This is a genomic window from Paenibacillus sp. W4I10 (genome assembly GCF_030816325.1).
Taxonomy (GTDB): Bacteria; Bacillota; Bacilli; order Paenibacillales; family Paenibacillaceae; genus Paenibacillus; species Paenibacillus amylolyticus_B.
The window spans coordinates 1,214,314-1,231,458 of sequence record NZ_JAUSXX010000001.1; the positions used below are offsets into that span (position 1 = coordinate 1,214,314).

A 17,145-nucleotide genomic window follows, 5' to 3' on the forward strand; every position below is an offset into this window, starting at 1 on the left:
CCTTTTCCAAAATGACGTTCTCCTTGGTATGCCCGGGGGTCTCATAAAATATGCGTAGTGTGAGAAGTTTCATTGCGGATTTAGCTTATGACAGCCATAATTCCTCCATATAAAACATATAGAAAAGGATAGGTGGATAGGATATGAGTACATATGATTTGAAATCCATACGTTTACAGGTGATTGAAGCAGGAGAGGATAAGGTTTTTCTCGTTACCGGAGGAAAGGCGCATATTGGTGCCGTAGCCACGTTCTACGTGGATCATGAGCGCGTCAGCGGGACGACGGTACATATTCCGGGGCATAAGGAACAAGAGCTGTGTGAGCGGCTTGCCCGAAAGGCTGCCCTGCAGCTGAAAGTAACCGTTACGGTGATCATGGGTATTCATTTTGATTCCATCACGCGGATGCAGATCGACGAAATCGTGCAGACTGCAGAGAGGTTGATGGAGGATCATCTGAACAAAGATAAGCGGTCTTCCTGACATAAGAGCCATCGAATGTTTTGATTTTATTTGCTAAAATTGAAACGAGTTGTAGATTGTTACGTATGTATGGTTATATACGATGTAATATCGACTAGGAGGAATAACATAATGTCCATTTTCAAACGTTTGCGTGATTTAACCATGTCTAACATCAACGCCATTATTGACAAGGCGGAAGATCCAATCAAGATGACGGACCAATATATCCGTGACATGCAAGAGGATCTGGAAGATGCGGAGAAAGCAGTAGCTCAACAGATTGCCATTGAGAAGAAATTCAAGCAATTGTTCGAAGAGCAGGAAGCTCTTGTGAAGAAACGTGAAGAGCAGGCGCATACGGCGGCACGTGCTCAGAATCTAGATTTGGCTCGTCGTGCCCTGGAAGAGAAAAAGGCTGCTGAAGAGAAGATGGCTGAGTACAAAACCAGCTATGACCAAAACAAGGCTTCTGCAGATAACCTGCGTGGCAAGCTCGACGAGATGCGTAAGCAGTTGACTCAAATGAAGAACAAACGTGAAACACTGGTAGCCCGTTACAATGCAGCAAAAGCCCAAACGGAAATCAACAAAGCGTTGAATGGGTTTGGTTCTGATACTGCAAGTGCTGGCATGAAGCGTATGGAAGAGAAAATGATGCAGATGGAAGCACAGGCGGAAGCAAGTAACGAAATGTCATCCAAAGGCAAGTCTTTGGATGAAGAGTTCGAGAAGTTGGGTAAAGATCAGGCTGTTGAAGACGAACTCGCAGCATTGATGAAACAGTACGATAATAAGAACTAATACCTTGGTTGTCAGCAGGGTTAACCAGCGGAGGAGAAGAGTATTTCTCCTTCGCTTTTAAATGCGGTTCATGTTGATATGTGGGGGCTGTGTAAATGGATTTGAATATTTTGGCGATGCTGGTCTGGACCGGATCTGGTTCGGTTTTGCTGTTTGTCTTGATGTATGTAGATTCACTGTTCACGAAATATAAGGATTTTGCTGAAGTTAAGGCTGGCAATATGGCCGTTACTACACGGATGGTTATGAAATTATTTGCACAAGGGTATGTACTCGCTACGTCCATTTCTACGGCTGGTCATCTTGGAGAAGCATTGTTGGTCTCCGTTGTATCCTTTATCATTTTGTTGATTCTGGAGAGTGTTGTACACTTTATGATTCGCAAATGGGCCAATCTGGATCTGGATACAGGAATTCAGCAAGGGAAGACAGGATACGGGTTGTTCTCTGGCGCTTTACATATCGTGGGCGCACTGATTATTGCAGCTTGTTTATAAGATAAGGAACAGGAGTAATTCTCATGAGTGTATGGAAACGAATTAAAGGAATACTAACAAAACCTGAACCACCGCAGGCAGAGAAAACGATGCTTCAGCTTGCACCTGGTGATATCTGTGAGGTTTCTCTGGTCACTTATGAAGTCGTTGGTCGGGTACAAAATCGCGCTCGAAATGCAGTTGTGCTCACGCTGCAGGATGGTACCGCATTTCGATATTTGCATATCGAAGAACGGGAACTCACACGTTACGCTCTATATACACCAATTGATGGCAGGCTTGATGCACCTGATGAGGTGCCCACATTGCTGGACCTGGATGGACGCGCATTTCATCTGGAGGAAGAGTATGGAGGCATGGTATCAACGGCAGGTAGAACTCCATATGGTCAGGCTGGAGAACAATTGGTATGGCAGTATCAGTCGGATGATAATATGCTTCTTCGGGTGGAGTGGCAAGACAGAAGATTTACACTGTATGAGGGTGAGTCCATTCTTCCTGCGGATATCAAAGTAATTCGTTCGAGCTAGGAGAGGTTCCCAATGAAAAAACGCTTGGCACATGGATTAAAATTAATGCTGGTCCTCAGCCTTGTGATGTCTCTGTTGTCCGCGTGCGGAGCACCTTCTGTTCAGGACACATATCCGCTTGAATCGGTTAACGGCAGTGGTAACTCAACGTCCTATGTGTACCGGGCTTCAGACCGTACCGTTCCGGAAGTGGCTCAGGAATTGTCTGACCAAAGGCAACCGGATCAGATCTCGGCAGAGAACACAGAGCGTATGTTCCTCGTGTATCAGGACGAGTATTATCATCTGCAACAAGACCCGAACAAGCCGGAGGATACCTTGGTTGAGGTGGACTCCAAGGAATATGTTCGGCAGAACTACGATTCATCTTTTTTACAAGGGTACCTCACCGCTACATTAATTGGTAATCTGTTCGATTCTTTTGGCGGGCGAGGTTATGGCAACTATCGAGGATATACCAATAAAGATACGTATAAACCGAGTGCAGGATCTTATCGTGCACCAACAAGTAATGACAAGAAGCTTGCTCCACCTATTACTGTTGATCGGAAAGGTACGATTACAAGGCGCGGAAGCGATAAAGATTCAAGCGTGGGATCTGGCGGAGGATTATTCAACCGCAACAAAGATCAGAGCAAGGGAACCATTGATCGCAACAAGAGCAGTGGTGGGTTGTTTGATTCACCTAAGAAATCCTACAAAAAACCAAAAACCAGAGTGGGCGGCGGCCGAATTAAGAGGCGAAGATAATAAACATCTAATCATAAGGATGGCTGCCAATCGCATAATTCATTTAAGAACAGTGAAAAGGGAAGGCGGATTCACCTCGCCGGCACATGACCTTGGAGCTGTTCTTTTTGGTTTACGATTTGCGAACATGATTGGATTTGCGTACACGGGGAATTGCTGTAGCAGGCTGTTTGCGAATCCAGCGGATAAATGGAATCATTCGTTCATCCTGTCTCAGGGATTGCAGGTCCGTGAGACCAAGGGTTACAATGTCGCGATTCGTGTATAGCGAATGAATCTGTTTGTGACAGGGGATACACACGTTGGCTGTTGGCAGAAATGTTCCTCCCATTTCTTTCGGTGTCAGATGATGAACGGTCGTATTCACAGGTTCTCTTCCGCATAATTCACATCGATTACTCATGATCATCGCCTCCCTTTGTCAATTATATTATGGGCAGACAAGATGCCTTTCATGTTGAACAAAGGTCAAGGAATGTTACAACTGTAAGAAATAAAATTTTGTCACAGGATCAATAAGTGATGTACTTGTTATCTTAAAGTATTCAGGCTACACTTTCTTAAAGGATGATAGTCTTTAGGAGGTAAGAATACTTTTGAAAATGAACTCACATTCACATGATATGACAACTGCCAAATTCAATCGTACAGCTGTACAGGTACCGGATGCCCAAGCCAAAATAGCTGCAAGAGTTACTGTAGGCTCAATAGAGAAAGTTCACCTTGAATCTGCTCATGGCCGCACACTTGCAGAGACGATTCAGGCACCTCATCCGTATCCATTCTTCCGGAGATCGGGTATGGATGGATTCGCGATTATAAGTACAGATACCATAGATGCATCGAGTGATCATCAAGTTTGGTTTCGAGTAATTGATGAAATTCCTTGCGGCTCCACTTCGGACCACACCATTGTTTCAGGTACGACGGCTCGCATCATGACCGGTGCACAGGTTCCGGAAGGTGCGGATGCGGTAGTCATGATGGAGATGACCGAGAGCAAGGTAGAGGACGGAGCACAGTGGATTGCATCGAAACGGCACATATTATCGGGTGCTAACATCACCCCAATCGGACTGGAAGTCCAAGAGGGACAGCAACTGCTCGAAGCAGGAACGATCATCAGGGCAGGAGAGCAGTCCGTGTTAGCTACTTTTGGCATAGCAGAGGTTCCCGTATTTCAACGTCCAAAGGTGGCGATATTCGCAACTGGCACGGAATTGCTTGATGTAGATGAGCCCCTGCAACCGGGCCGGATTCGAAACAGTAACAGCTACATGCTGCGTTCTCTGGTCGTTGAAGCGGGAGGAGAGCCGGTGATGTATGGTTCCATTGCAGACGATGTGAATACGGCAAGGGCCAAACTGGAAGAAGCCATTCAAGACAATGATATCGTGGTGACTACAGGCGGTGTATCCGTCGGGGATTATGATATTATGGGCGAACTTGTGCTGGAAGAACATGTGGAGATGTTATTTAACAAAGTGACAATGCGACCAGGCAGTGTGACCACAGCTGCTGTGTATAAAGACAAATTGCTTTTTGCGCTTTCGGGTAACCCGGGGGCTTGTTTTGTAGGATTTGGTTTGTTTGTTCGTCCAACCATACGTTCCATGCAGGCTGATGCTCATCCTTATATGGAAGAATGGACTGCGATCTTGGGAGAAGAGTACACCAAAGTTAATAATTTTACACGGTTCGTACGTGGACGCACAGAGATCCGCAACGGCATGGTGTACGCGATGCCGGCTGCTGCCCGTGTAGATGAATCCAGCGTGATGATCACCATTAAGGACAGTGATTGCCTGATTGTTGTTCCACCTGAGAAAAAAGGCATTCCTGCGGGTGAGCAGGTACGCATTCTCAAACTGCCCTCAGGTCATGTGAGGTAGTGGTAGATGACTACAATGAGTGATACAAAGCCACATATCATACAGATTGTTGGATACAAAAACACGGGCAAGACAACCCTGACAGCCGCGCTGATCGGGCACTTTTCTTCCATGGGACTTAAGGTAGCGGCGATTAAGCATGATGGACATGACCATTTCGAGATGGATCAAGAAGGAACGGATTCGTATCAATTTGGGGAGGCAGGGGCCTCGGCGGTGGTTGTTATGTCAGAGAAACGCACTGCGATTATGAAGCGAGAAGCAACCAAGTTAGAGGACATGTTAAGTCATCTATCGGAGTATGATTGGATTGTCATTGAAGGATTCAAGGATGCTTCTTATCCCAAATTCGTGATGGTTCGAGAAGAGAAAGATCTGACCTTGGTTGATCAACTTGAAGGGGTACTGGGGATGATCTCATGGCTACCTTCAGAGCAGTTTATAGAGCGGAGCACTTTTAGCAGAAATATAACATGTTACTCGGTTCATGAAACGGAGGATATAGCCAAAGCGTTGTTAGCGATGGTTGAGAGCGAGTGTAAGCAGAATGGTGAAGTCGAATCGTAGAAACGTCAAGAAGTGGGAAATTATAATCGCTGGATATGATTGAATGTACAGAGAGCGTGATTAATCGCCTTTGGATATAACGTAACATTTATTATGTAAACTAAATTGTTTCTACATGTGCTTTCTCCTTGAATGATGCAAAAAAATAAAAAAAGCAGCAGACCTTTCTCGGATCAGAATCCTTGATGCGGTTTGCTGCTTTTATTATGTTTGGGATGTTACATCCCGTCGTCAGTACGGCGTTCGATGGCTTCGGACATCGTTTTGTCGGTAAGGTGAGCATAGATCTCGGTCGTTTCCGTAGAAGCGTGTCCGAGCTGCTCCTTCGTTTTGTAAATATCATTTTGCAAATAATAGTCCGTTGCGAATGAATGGCGTAATTTGTGCACGGTCAAGTATGGTTTGCCAAAACGCTTGGCGTATTTCATAATCATGGCCTGGATCGCTCTTTTGGTCATTCGACTTCCTTCTGAATCTCCGTTACGCAAAGCAATGAACAGACCTTTCTCCCGCTTGGGCGTACGGTAACGTGATTGCCGCAGGTTCATATAAGTCGCGAGTTCATCCTTGGCCTGTTCCCTGAAATAAACGGGTGTTTTGTACGTCTCATCATTGTTACCTTTGCGATAAACATACAGGAGTTTGTTGTTCAGATCGAGATCATCGACGTTCAGGTTCACGACCTCCGACACCCGTAAACCTGAATTGAGGATCAGGCTGGCAATGCAGGCGTCTCGTTCTTTGTTGAGCTCATGGGAATACAGTGCCTGTTTGTTCTTTTCCATATCTACAGCGTAACCTTCAAGGATATAGCCGATAAATTCCAGCAGTTCCTCTTCCTCCAGAATTTTACCTTTGAGTTTGGCAGCGGTGTCCTTGGGTTTATGGGTACGCTTGATCTCGATTTTGGCCATAATATTCCGCTTCAGCAAAGGATAAAAGTCTTCATCTTCCGCAATCTGGCTCAGGTAATGAAAAAGGGAGCGGAGGGAAGAGAGTTTGCGAGAGACGGTAATTCTGGAATTGGTTCCTTCCCGTTTGGTTGTGAGAAATAACCGATAGGCGGTAACCGAATCCATGCGAAGGACTTCCAGTTCAGTCAACGTTACTTCTTTATTAGAGCTTGCTTCGGACAGCCCTTCTGCTCGCAACCATCCGAAGAAAGCTTCGTAATCTCTCAGATATTCGAGCAGGGTAGAGGGGGACAGGTCAGGCAGCTTGTAGTCCATGAATTGCTGAACGAACCAAGGCATGGAAGGTAGTTTGTCATCCAGCTTGCGTCGATCAATCTCTTTTTGCACGTTGGTCAAGTTCGACACCTCCATGTGAAAAACATATAAAATGAATATTCAATGTGCTAGTATTCTATGCTCTAGTGTACCATAATTTACATGCTCACAGCTTGTTCACTAAAGCAGGCAGTAAGTAGGGGATGCTTCCTTGCCCTTCGGCGCGTAAACCTTTAAAGTAATTAGTATACGTAAAGCAGAGGAGGTGAACCGGATGAATATGAAAATAGAACTGGTTCCCCGGGAGCGCAGTCAGGTGATTCGGCATTTAATGCAATTTTATCTATATGATTTTACCAAATATCTGAATATTGATGTAGACAGTAACGGCATTTTTCCGGAATATCCGGGTCTGGAGGCATTCTGGGAAGAAAAGGACCGCAAGTTTCCTTTTTTGATTACAAGTGACGGGGCACCTGCAGGGTTTGCTCTGGTGGAGAAATTGGAACCTGGAAGTAAGGATAACGACTACTATTTGACTGAGTTTTTTGTGATGCAAAAATATCGGCGCAGTGGAGTGGGTACTCGGGCAGCCTATGAGCTGTTCAAACGTTTTCCAGGAAGATGGAAAGTGACCCAGGTTCGTAACAATGTCATTGCGCAGGCGTTCTGGCGAAAAATTATAGGGGATTATACGGGAGGCCGTTTTCGAGAGAAGTTCCATCCGGAACTGGGTAATCCAAGCCAGTATTTTGTAACCTGATTCCCATCGGGGTTTACCTACATATCAATTATTTGCATGAATGCGATATAAGTGGAACTAATCATTTACACGATAACGGAGAGGACAGAAAAAACCTGAAAAAGCGAAGCGTTCGCCTAAAAGCTTTCAGAAAGAAAGCTGCATCGGAAGCATAAGCTATCCCCGGATTTTCCCCTTCGGAAAAGGGAATCAAAAAATCTGGGGATAACAGCGATTGGAAGGTTATTCTGTCATCGTAGTGTCAGTGTAAATAATCTTTAGTTCAACTTATAAATCTGATGAAGGAGTGAGTGACATGAATGTACCCACATTCCATCTTGATGGACAGACAGCACTGGTGACAGGCGCGGGGAGAGGGATCGGAAAAGCAATTGCGATTGGACTTGCCCAGTCAGGCAGTGACGTTGTACTTGTATCCCGAACAATGAAAGAAATTGAGGAGACAGCCGCCTACATCTATGAACAGACAGGGCGTAAAGCGCTCGCTCTAACTGCGGATGTGACATCAAGAGAACAACTGGAAGAGACGTTTCGAGAGGCAATCTCGGAGATGGGCAGTTTGGACATTTTGGTGAATAACGCAGGTATGAACATACGGACTCCAGCACTTGAAGTCACGGACGAGCAGTGGGAGACCATCATGCAGACAAACTTAAAATCGGCTTTCTTCGCTTCGCAATTAGCGGGTCAGCATATGAAAGAACGTGGGACTGGGAAGATCATTAACATCTCTTCGGTAGGTGGGCATACGGCTTTGCGGACAGGGGTTGTATATGGTGCGATCAAAGCTGCGTTAATTCATATGACCAAAGTGCTCGCACTGGAATGGGGAAAGTATGGAATCCGTGTCAATTCAGTAGGACCATGGTATTTCCGAACACCTTTGACCGAAAAGCTGCTAGATGATCCCCAGTATTTGCAGGAAATTGTGAACCGTACACCGCTACAGCGAGTGGGAGAACTGGAAGAAGTGGTAGGGCCAGTTGTATTCCTGGCATCAGATGCAGCGGGATATATAACGGGTCAAACGTTGTTGGTTGACGGTGGGATGTCGATCTACGGATTCTAGATGAGTAGAGTTGATAGCAATCTGGAAAAGTGGGTGGCATAACCAACGCATGGGTAATAACGCATGGGTAATAACATATGGGAAGTTATCTGTATTTCTATTTATCTGTACCCAATTCACTGAACTTGGAGGAAGATAACCATGGAAACGCGCAAGTACGGTAATACTGGTATGAATGTAAGTACACTTGGATTTGGCGGAGCGGAAATAGGCAAAGATGTATCCAAAACGGATGTAGCGACATTGTTGAATAGTGCCCTCGATGCTGGATTAAACGTGATTGACACGGCTGAATGTTACGGTGACAGCGAGGAATTAATCGGTGAGGTGCTGTCACATCGGCGTGATGACTACTATTTGTTCACCAAATGTGGACATGCTGCCGGGATCGAAGGTCCGGATTGGGATGCCAAAGTACTGGAGCAAACGATTGACCGTAGTTTGAAAAGGCTGAAAACGGACTATGTGGATGTTATCCATTTGCATAGCTGCTCTGAAGAAGTACTTCGACAAGGAGCAGTAATCGAAGTACTGCAACGTGCCAAGGAAGCAGGAAAGACCAGGTTTATCGGATACAGTGGGGATACAACGGATGCGCTATATGCGATTCAGACCGGAGTATTTGACAGTCTGGAGACGTCACTAAATATCGCAGATCAGGAAGCGATTGAACTGACTTTGCCTGAGGCGAGAAAGCGAAACATGGGTGTAATCGCCAAAAGACCTATTGCCAATGCGGCCTGGACATATGAAACACTTTCGGAAGAGGCTTATCCATTTATATACTGGAAGCGCTTAAATGAACTTAACTATGGTTTTCTGGGTGAAGATGCCCAGGCAGCGGTGGAAACAGCACTGCGATTTACGTTAAGTACTGAAGGTGTAGACACCGCTATTGTAGGAACAGCCAAGCCAGATCGCTGGCAGCAAAATGCCGACCTTATTGCTAAAGGCGCACTTCCACAGGAATTGTATGATGAGATTAGAGCTCGATGGAAAGAAATCGCCGGACCAGACTGGACTGGCCGGACCTGATTCTTTGCATTTGCCAAATGGATTTTAATTTTGCGAAGCTGCCTATAGGCAGCTTTCTTTTTGTCATCAACCTTATATTTTCAACATATGAAAAATTCACAATAACTAAACATTCTAACTATTTTGTAAAATGTCCAAATCATCTTAAGCATACTACTTTAATTTTGAGACAACGATAAACGATAACTGTGTTGGCACTAAAAGCTAATTCGTCACCGATATAATATTTCAACATATGAAAAATTCACAATAGAAAAGAACACACACCGCTGTTACTACCTACCTTTTAGATACAATTCAGCACGCCCCGCGACTAAATGAACTGCCATCCTTCACTGTGAAAGTCAAATGATTTCTGATTAACAAAAAAAATTAGATATTCCAGGAAAGTACCTGCAGCACCGTATGTGAATGGAATCAAAGAAAAGGTTGTCCCTTTTTCAGAAGGAACAACCTTAATTTCTCGAAAAAATCTACTGAAATAGAAGCCACAGGGCCAATACAAATTTATATAAAAAGTAGAACGAGAAACCCAGCAAAAGGACTCCAGCCATGGCAGAGACTGCTTGTATCATTTTTTTGCTCATTACTTTTCGTGTCACAGATACAATGGAGATCAGACCCAGGTCATGAATGAGAATTCCACACAGTACGCCAAATGCTGCAATGATAAAACTCAGCTTACCGGTAGATTGGTATGAATCGGACAATACAACACCAAAAACAGATATCCAAAAAATAAGATTACCAGGGGAGACAGCAACCAATAAGCCATTGCGGTATGTCCTCCAGAACGATTTTTTGATTTTTCCGTTCGTATGATCTGATGTTGCCATATCCAGATCTGAGTTCCGGATCGAATCGTATCCCAGAAAGGCCAGAAATCCAGCTCCCGCAAGCCATAGTGGAATTTGTACATAAGGAAGAGATAAGACGGAAGCAAACCCGAAGTACATGGCCAGGATCAAACCAGCATCAATTGTCATGCCTCCAAGACCCACGGCCCAGCCATGGATAAACCCATTTCTCAATCCCTGCTTGGTCATCTCTACCGTAATTGCTCCTACTGGCATGGCAATAGCGAGACCAATCAGGACGAATTTAATATAGATTTCCATTGTCATTTCCTTTCCGTCTCTAATGAATTCTTTTTTCGATAGGGCTTGTCCGTTGCTTATGTAGTTGTAGCGAGTATAGAGCACAGGGCTCTCCTCCTATTAACGGGTGGTATAGAGTTTATTCGGAGGAGAGTATTTTTAGAATCGACTTAAGCTATTCCTTTACTTTGTCCTGCTGAAGGGATCGAAGAAACGGGCATTTGGAAGGAGTGGTATCGTCATCGCGCAAAAAATATTGTTTATACTCCAGATTGCCTTGTGATCCGTATTGCTTTAATTCAGGATGTGCCGGTATGGTGTCGTAGGCAGCCAAGCGTGCGCGGATTCTTGGAGCAATCGCTGCAGCTTTCAGAGGTTGTGCGTTCCACGTATCGAGCACCCATCGCGGTGTTAGAGCTAACATGAAATAAGGAAAGTTGCGACTTTGTCGTGACATATGAGCTGGCGTCCCGCAATAGACAAAATACCGTTCGTCATTGTAACAAAACTCCCACATGGGATGCTCCGGGTCTTCTGGAATATCTTTTGGCCAAGGCTTGTTATCCAAGTGCCTAATCTGGCTTAATAAATCCCAGAAGGCTTTTTCATAGGCCAATACATCCCGTATCTCTTTTTCCTTTTCAAAAAATAAAATCAATGAAGAATATTCTCCGAATGAACGAGAGCATTCTCCATATTCCTTGAGTATGTCTGATACATTACGTTCTGCAGACTCGTCTCCGAAATTAGAAACAAAGCCGTATCGGAGGTGACCCAGGGCAAAGGCCTGTGTAGCCGGAATACAGGGGAATCGAGCCTCCCGGTCACTCATTTTGAAAGAGAATAAACGGTAAGCATCTCTTTTCCAGGTTTCGAGAGGGATCTCCTCATTCTCAATCTCAGAAGATGAAAACAACAACGACATGAACAGTCCTCCTTTTACCTATAGGATATAACCCAAGGAAAAAATGGTGACAGTCCAACTTATTTTTGTTAAGGAGATAAGCAGAAATAGTTCTAACCAAGGTTTGACAGCCAAGCGATTACATAATAACAGGAAGAACGTTAAAACTAGAATAGTATGTTAATTCAGAATGGAGGACAACCATGTTTTTTTATCGTGAAGATCTAATCAATATGATCGTACCAGACAAGCCTGATCCCGCGGCAGCAAAAGTATTACAAGAGACGCTTGGCGGGCAATTTGGTGAAATGCGGACGATGATGCAATTTTTCTTTCAAAGCAGTAATTTTCGGGGCAACGCCACGCAGTATAGAGATCTGATCCGTGGTGTATTTCTTGAGGAATTAAGCCATATTGAACTGGTGCAACAAACCATTAATCAGTTATTAACGGGGGCCGGTGCAGAGGGCGCGGGAGATGCAGGGATCGACGGTGCTCCATTGGATGAAGCGATTAAACATGCCAACCCTCATCATTACATCATGGGGGCTCAGAGCTCATTGCCCGTTGATGCTGCAGGTAATCCATGGCTTGGGAATTATGTGTACGATCATGGGAATTTGGTAAGCAACTTACTTGATAATATTGTGTTGGAGTCTACGGGTGTGTTACAAAAATCAAGAATATATGAAATGAGTACCAACAAAGCATTTCGTGAAACGCTGGGTTTCCTGATTGTTCGTGATAATGCGCATCAAAATGCATTTGCCAAAGCACTGGAGACCCTGGGTGTGAATTGGGGCAAAATATTCCCGATTCCCAACTATGATATTAATAAATATCCCGAATGTCGGAAATACGTAGATATGGGCTTCCACAATGCGCAGTTTAATTTCCGTTTAGACAATACGCGCATCGCTGAGATTTTCAGTGGTCAATCACCAAGTCGTAATGGTGGCGAACTGCAAGTGATCGATCCTCCACAAGGATATCCGCTTCCTTATATGCCTGAACTTCCAAATGAGCATAGCCCAGGAATACATGATCTTAATGCCTAAAGTATGAACAAGCCTCCTATAGTATAGGACCAGATTTGAAACTTAAGGTAGAACCTATAAAGAGACAACTGCGGTCTCTTTTTTTACACCGAACACAAAAAAAGGAACCCAATGCTGGGTTCCTTTATGTGTTTCATGAAGATGTTACTGCGGGCGTTGTTGATTCGAATACGTGCCATAAGATTGACCATTAGTTGAGATATTAGGAGTGTTATATGGCTGCTCCAGGTAAGATACATGTTGTGAAGATGAGTGTGCAAGTTGTTGTGCAAGACTGGAGATTTGTTGTAATTGCTGGATGGCGGTTTGATGTCCTTGCAGTGCGGTCTGGATCATATGTGCAGCTTGTTGCTCGCGTTGTGCCAATTGCTCCAGTTGTTGAGCGTTGCTTTGTTCTTGTCTAAGTAATTGTTGGTATTGCATTGAGGCCTGTTGTGTTTGTTGCGTAAGTTGCTGAGCCAATTGTGTAATTTGCTGTGATTGAGAGAATTGATTCATGTGTAAAACCCTCCTGTATGTTTTGATCTACCTGTGTATTATGTAATACGGTTCTGAGAAATATTCAATCTATCCTGTTCCATTCAAATGAGGATTATTTGATGAACATGATTCGCTGTGGATTGGGAAGGCTACCTTTAGTGACCTAAAATGATACAGAAAAGGAATGACAACATGAGTAAAGCATCGACTAACACTACAGAAGAAAAGAAACTGAAATGGTGGCAATTGAGTCTGCTAGGTGTGGCAGGAACAATTGGTACAGGGTATTTCCTGGGTTCCAGCCTTGCGATATCGATTGGTGGTCCAGCTGTGCTGCTGGCCTATATCTTGGCCGCTTTAGGTACATATGTAGTTTTTGACGCGCTCGCGAGAATGACAGCGGACCATCCGGAACAAGGATCTTTTCGTTCATATGCTAAGAAAGCCTTTGGAAGTTGGGCAGGCTTTGCGAGCGGATGGTTCTATTGGTTTTCGGAGTTGCTCATTATGGGGAGTCAGCTAACCGCATTGTCCATTTTCTCCAGGTTTTGGTTTCCGGCTGTTCCGCTCTGGATATTTGCTGCAGGGTTTGGAATTTTGGGTCTTTGTATTGTATTCTTCGGTAATAAAGGATTTGATCGGGTTGAAAATGTACTGGCTATCATTAAAATTGCAGCGATCATCATGTTCTTGGTGCTTGCCATCGCTCTTCTCGCAGGATGGATTGGGGGAACCAAGTATGAACACAAAGTACCGCTGGATATGGCAGCGATTTTTCCAAAGGGTGGCATCGGATTGTGGTCTGCGTTTCTTTTTGCGTTCTATGCTTATGGAGGTATTGAAGTGCTTGGCATTATGTCATATCGGCTTCAAAAACCGGAAGATGCCCCAAAGGCAGGAAAAGTCATGCTCATTGCACTATCCACCGTATATGTTGTATCCATTGGACTCGCTTTAATTATGGTTCCCTTAAATGCATTCAATCCCAAGGAGAGTCCATTTGTACTGGCACTCAGTAGTGATCACCTTGCTTTTGTCCCACATTTGTTCAACGGGGTACTCATTGTAGCCGGATTTTCAACGATGACTGCTTCGCTCTATGCGGTGACGTCTATGATTATTACCCTAGCTCAGGAGGGAGACGCCCCGCAGTTATTTTCTCGAAAGTGGAAAACGAAGTATCCGTTATTTGCCTTGTCCCTCATTGGTTGTGGGTTAGTTGGTACGATCATCATGTCTCTCTTACTCCCAGGCAAAGTATATGAATACATCACGACTGCAGCTGGTCTGATGCTTCTGTACAACTGGTCGTTTATTTTGTTATCCTCCGGTAAATTGTTGAAATCAGGCAAGTTCGATGTGATCAAACGCTGGATTGGCCTATTGTTGATCGCTACTGCAGTCACAGGAACGCTTTTTCATGCACTCAGCAGACCAGGGTTCTATATTAGCTTATTGCTTGTCTCTCTCATTGCCATTAGTGACGTTATTGTACAACGGATTCGCAAGAAGAAGCCTGCGACCAATACATCATCAAATGACGAGAAGGATGAAAGTGAAGAAAATGAGCAGCGTTCTACGGGTGTAAGCAGTTATCACATCACGGGTATTCGGCTACGCAAAAAAAACAAACTCAAATAAAGAAGAGAAATTGTATGGCTTTATATCCAAAGTAACAGCCAAAACCGACTAAAGACAGTCCGGAAATGAGAGCAATTCCTTTAAGCACAGTAGAAGTGAGGTATTTGCGAAAAAAACTTACGGCAGTCGCCATGAATAGATCCCATAAAAGTACGCCAAAGATGATAGCTCCACTATAAATCAACAATTGATCCATAGGAGAATCATTTACAGCCTTCGCCAGAACAGAGCCGTAAATGCCTAGCCAGAACATGATGGAAAGAGGGTTAAACAGAGACATCAGGAATCCTTGAAGAAATGACTTGGTAAGCTCCGAATCATCTCCTCTCATTTGAGAAGGGGCAAGGGTTCCTGCATTTTTAATACTTTCCACACCCGTATAGATCAGTACAAAACAACCAAACATCCAGAGGAATACCTTTACAAACGGAAGTTCAAGCAGATGTACGATACCAAAATACACAAGCAGCATGTAGATAATATCCGCTGCGATGGCTCCTAGCCCAACAAACCAGGCTGGCATGAACCCACCTCGAATACCCTTGTCCAATTGCGCAGCATTAATGGGTCCAATAGGGGCTGAAAGTGATAATCCCAGAATCACATAACCTAACATGATATAAATAAGATGTCCTCCTTTCCATACAGTACAGCATATTCTTCAAGTTGTTTTTGTAGGACAAGATTATTGAGGGCGATGTATACTTTGTGCACGATTAATCCATATTAGTCGAAAATAGGGGGTGATTTTGTGCTTATGCGTTGGATAAAGGAGGTATTTACATCACAAAAAAAAGGAGAAATATCCAATAAACGAATACAACATTCACAAAGTTTGGATATTTCGCTAGAAGATAAACTTAACAGTATTATCAAGGCATTTGAATATAGTCCTGATTTTGTAGTTCGGGAGTTCCCTATGTTAGAGGGGAAGGGCACTACTCTAGCTGTATGTTACATGGAAGGATTGACAGATTCTACGCTGTTGGTTGAACTTATGGACAATATCATTCAATGGATGAATACGGATCTGCTTCCGGGAGATCAGCCTAGAGATGTGTTAGTGAAAAGAATACTACCCTCCGGGAATATCCGAAATTTGGATTCGTCGCAACTTATCTATGAAGCTTTATTAACAGGCCACGTCGTTATACTTATTGATGGTGTAAAGAATGTTCTTGCAGTGCCGATCGCCGGAGGAGCCAGAAGATCAGTGGAGGAACCCACGTCCCAAACGGTGGTCAGAGGGCCAAAGGAAGGATTCACAGAGGAACTAACGACCAACATTACTCTTGTTCGACGGAAAATACGGACTCCTGATTTGAAATTCCAGATGCATACCATTGGAGAGTACACCCAAACTGTAGTTGCACTGGCTTACATCCAGGGCATTGCCAAGCGAGATGTCATTGAAGAAGTTACCAAGCGTCTAAATGCCATCAACGCAGATAGTATACTCGAAAGTGGTTACATAGAAGAATTTATTCAGGATGCACCACTTACGCCTTTCCCGACCATGATCAATACGGAGCGTCCAGATACGGTTGCAGGCAGTCTACTGGATGGTCAAGTAGCCATTATGGTAGATGGTACGCCATTTGCCTTAATAGCACCTGTTACTTTTTTTAATTTCTTTCAAACGCCCGAGGATTATTATCAGCGTTATGATATCTCTACCTTTCTGCGGATTATACGGTTAATCTGTTTCCTCGTATCTTTGTTGCTGCCTTCGACTTTCATCGCACTAACCACCTTTCAGCAGGAGATGATACCTACAACGTTATTGGTCACCCTGGCTGCACAACGGGAAGGGGTCCCTTTCCCGGCATTACTTGAAGCTCTGCTTATGGAAATTACGTTCGAGGTCATTCGTGAAGCTGGAGTGCGAATGCCGCGAGCCATTGGACCTGCAATCTCTATTGTTGGTGCATTGGTCATCGGTCAAGCTGCGGTAGAGGCGGGATTGGTCTCAGGCGCGATGGTCATTGTGGTTTCTTTTACAGCAATAGCGAATTTTGCTATACCCTATTTCAGTATGGCCACAGCAGTAAGGCTATTGCGTTTTCCGTTTATGTTACTGGCAGGTACGCTAGGATTATATGGCATATTGGCCGGAGCAGTGCCATTACTTGCACACCTGGTATCGCTGAAGTCATTTGGTGTTGACTACCTGATGCCATACAGTCCGTTTTTTAAGTCAAATATGAAGGATCTATGGTTGAGAGTACCCTGGTGGGCTATGAAGACTAGACCTGATGAAAAGTCGAATACGAATAAGACGAGACAAGCCCCTCATCAATACCCGTCAGGATCGGATAACATTGTAGACCGTATTAATGAAGCTGAGAACGAATAAGGAGCGATT

At 44.3% G+C, this 17,145-nt stretch carries 19 protein-coding genes; 13 read left to right on the forward strand and 6 right to left on the reverse strand.

The window, feature by feature from the left end:
- Positions 1-143: 143 nt before the first annotated feature.
- The 5 genes from lpdD (at position 144) to QF049_RS05615 (ending at position 3,045) form a co-directional block, all read left to right on the forward strand.
- Positions 144-485, forward strand: coding sequence for a prenylated flavin chaperone LpdD (lpdD, locus tag QF049_RS05595; RefSeq protein WP_051447323.1), 342 nt, complete (start codon positions 144-146; stop codon positions 483-485).
- A 111-nt stretch (positions 486-596) separates the two neighbouring features.
- Positions 597-1,268, forward strand: a complete 672-nt coding sequence (locus tag QF049_RS05600) for a PspA/IM30 family protein (protein WP_076210133.1) — start codon at positions 597-599, stop codon at positions 1,266-1,268.
- A 95-nt stretch (positions 1,269-1,363) separates the two neighbouring features.
- Entirely contained in the window at positions 1,364-1,765 is a 402-nt protein-coding gene (locus QF049_RS05605; protein ID WP_036613690.1) for a DUF350 domain-containing protein, read from the forward strand.
- Positions 1,766-1,788: 23 nt separating this feature from the next.
- Positions 1,789-2,295 (forward strand): DUF4178 domain-containing protein, encoded by a 507-nt coding sequence (locus tag QF049_RS05610; protein WP_076210134.1) that lies wholly within the window; start codon positions 1,789-1,791, stop codon positions 2,293-2,295.
- Positions 2,296-2,307: 12 nt separating this feature from the next.
- Positions 2,308-3,045, forward strand: a complete 738-nt coding sequence (locus QF049_RS05615) for a DUF4247 domain-containing protein (RefSeq protein WP_091029419.1) — start codon at positions 2,308-2,310, stop codon at positions 3,043-3,045.
- A gap of 112 nt (positions 3,046-3,157) precedes the next feature.
- Here the strand turns inward: QF049_RS05615 and QF049_RS05620 are convergent, their stop codons facing one another.
- On the reverse strand, positions 3,158-3,448 hold the full coding sequence (locus QF049_RS05620) for an HNH endonuclease (protein WP_307535524.1): 291 nt from the start codon (positions 3,446-3,448) through the stop codon (positions 3,158-3,160).
- Between the two features lie 199 nt (positions 3,449-3,647).
- On the opposite strand from QF049_RS05620, the gene QF049_RS05625 reads away from it, so the two are divergent.
- Both QF049_RS05625 and mobB read left to right on the forward strand, forming a co-directional pair.
- On the forward strand, positions 3,648-4,937 hold the full coding sequence (locus QF049_RS05625; protein WP_307543103.1) for a molybdopterin molybdotransferase MoeA: 1,290 nt from the start codon (positions 3,648-3,650) through the stop codon (positions 4,935-4,937).
- A 6-nt stretch (positions 4,938-4,943) separates the two neighbouring features.
- Positions 4,944-5,504, forward strand: a complete 561-nt coding sequence (gene mobB / locus QF049_RS05630; RefSeq protein WP_307535526.1) for a molybdopterin-guanine dinucleotide biosynthesis protein B — start codon at positions 4,944-4,946, stop codon at positions 5,502-5,504.
- 218 nt (positions 5,505-5,722) lie between these two features.
- On the opposite strand, the gene xerS is transcribed toward mobB, so the two are convergent.
- A complete protein-coding gene (xerS, locus tag QF049_RS05635) occupies positions 5,723-6,814 on the reverse strand; it encodes a tyrosine recombinase XerS (protein WP_256704194.1) in 1,092 nt (363 codons plus the stop codon).
- Between the two features lie 193 nt (positions 6,815-7,007).
- Here xerS and QF049_RS05640 point away from each other — a divergent pair, with 193 nt between their 5' ends.
- The 3 genes from QF049_RS05640 to QF049_RS05650 all read left to right on the forward strand — a co-directional run bounded on the left by QF049_RS05640 (position 7,008) and on the right by QF049_RS05650 (position 9,600).
- Positions 7,008-7,496 (forward strand): GNAT family N-acetyltransferase, encoded by a 489-nt coding sequence (locus QF049_RS05640; protein ID WP_307535529.1) that lies wholly within the window; start codon positions 7,008-7,010, stop codon positions 7,494-7,496.
- 295 nt (positions 7,497-7,791) lie between these two features.
- Complete coding sequence (locus QF049_RS05645; protein ID WP_307535531.1) at positions 7,792-8,565, forward strand: SDR family NAD(P)-dependent oxidoreductase; 774 nt, start codon at positions 7,792-7,794, stop codon at positions 8,563-8,565.
- Between the two features lie 141 nt (positions 8,566-8,706).
- The gene (locus QF049_RS05650) at positions 8,707-9,600 is read left to right on the forward strand and encodes an aldo/keto reductase (RefSeq protein ID WP_307535533.1); all 894 of its coding nucleotides are present in this window, start codon (positions 8,707-8,709) and stop codon (positions 9,598-9,600) included.
- A gap of 473 nt (positions 9,601-10,073) precedes the next feature.
- Here QF049_RS05650 and QF049_RS05655 read toward each other — a convergent pair whose 3' ends face one another.
- Together QF049_RS05655 and QF049_RS05660 are read right to left on the reverse strand one after the other, a co-directional pair.
- On the reverse strand, positions 10,074-10,718 hold the full coding sequence (locus QF049_RS05655) for a LysE family transporter (protein ID WP_307535536.1): 645 nt from the start codon (positions 10,716-10,718) through the stop codon (positions 10,074-10,076).
- Positions 10,719-10,872: 154 nt separating this feature from the next.
- Positions 10,873-11,622: a YqcI/YcgG family protein gene (locus tag QF049_RS05660; RefSeq protein WP_307535538.1), complete on the reverse strand. Its 750-nt coding sequence runs from the start codon at positions 11,620-11,622 to the stop codon at positions 10,873-10,875.
- Positions 11,623-11,804: 182 nt separating this feature from the next.
- On the opposite strand from QF049_RS05660, the gene QF049_RS05665 reads away from it, so the two are divergent.
- On the forward strand, positions 11,805-12,659 hold the full coding sequence (locus QF049_RS05665; protein WP_307535540.1) for a manganese catalase family protein: 855 nt from the start codon (positions 11,805-11,807) through the stop codon (positions 12,657-12,659).
- Positions 12,660-12,803: 144 nt separating this feature from the next.
- Here the strand turns inward: QF049_RS05665 and QF049_RS05670 are convergent, their stop codons facing one another.
- Positions 12,804-13,157: an AMP-dependent synthetase and ligase gene (locus QF049_RS05670; protein ID WP_307535542.1), complete on the reverse strand. Its 354-nt coding sequence runs from the start codon at positions 13,155-13,157 to the stop codon at positions 12,804-12,806.
- Between the two features lie 174 nt (positions 13,158-13,331).
- Here QF049_RS05670 and QF049_RS05675 point away from each other — a divergent pair, with 174 nt between their 5' ends.
- Complete coding sequence (locus QF049_RS05675) at positions 13,332-14,780, forward strand: amino acid permease (RefSeq protein WP_307535544.1); 1,449 nt, start codon at positions 13,332-13,334, stop codon at positions 14,778-14,780.
- On the opposite strand, the gene QF049_RS05680 is transcribed toward QF049_RS05675, so the two are convergent.
- Positions 14,773-15,405, reverse strand: a complete 633-nt coding sequence (locus QF049_RS05680; protein ID WP_307543105.1) for a LysE family transporter — start codon at positions 15,403-15,405, stop codon at positions 14,773-14,775. The two genes, QF049_RS05675 and QF049_RS05680, sit on opposite strands and share 8 nt — an antisense overlap.
- A gap of 132 nt (positions 15,406-15,537) precedes the next feature.
- On the opposite strand from QF049_RS05680, the gene QF049_RS05685 reads away from it, so the two are divergent.
- The gene (locus tag QF049_RS05685; RefSeq protein WP_373428217.1) at positions 15,538-17,136 is read left to right on the forward strand and encodes a spore germination protein; all 1,599 of its coding nucleotides are present in this window, start codon (positions 15,538-15,540) and stop codon (positions 17,134-17,136) included.
- Positions 17,137-17,145 lie beyond the last annotated feature (9 nt).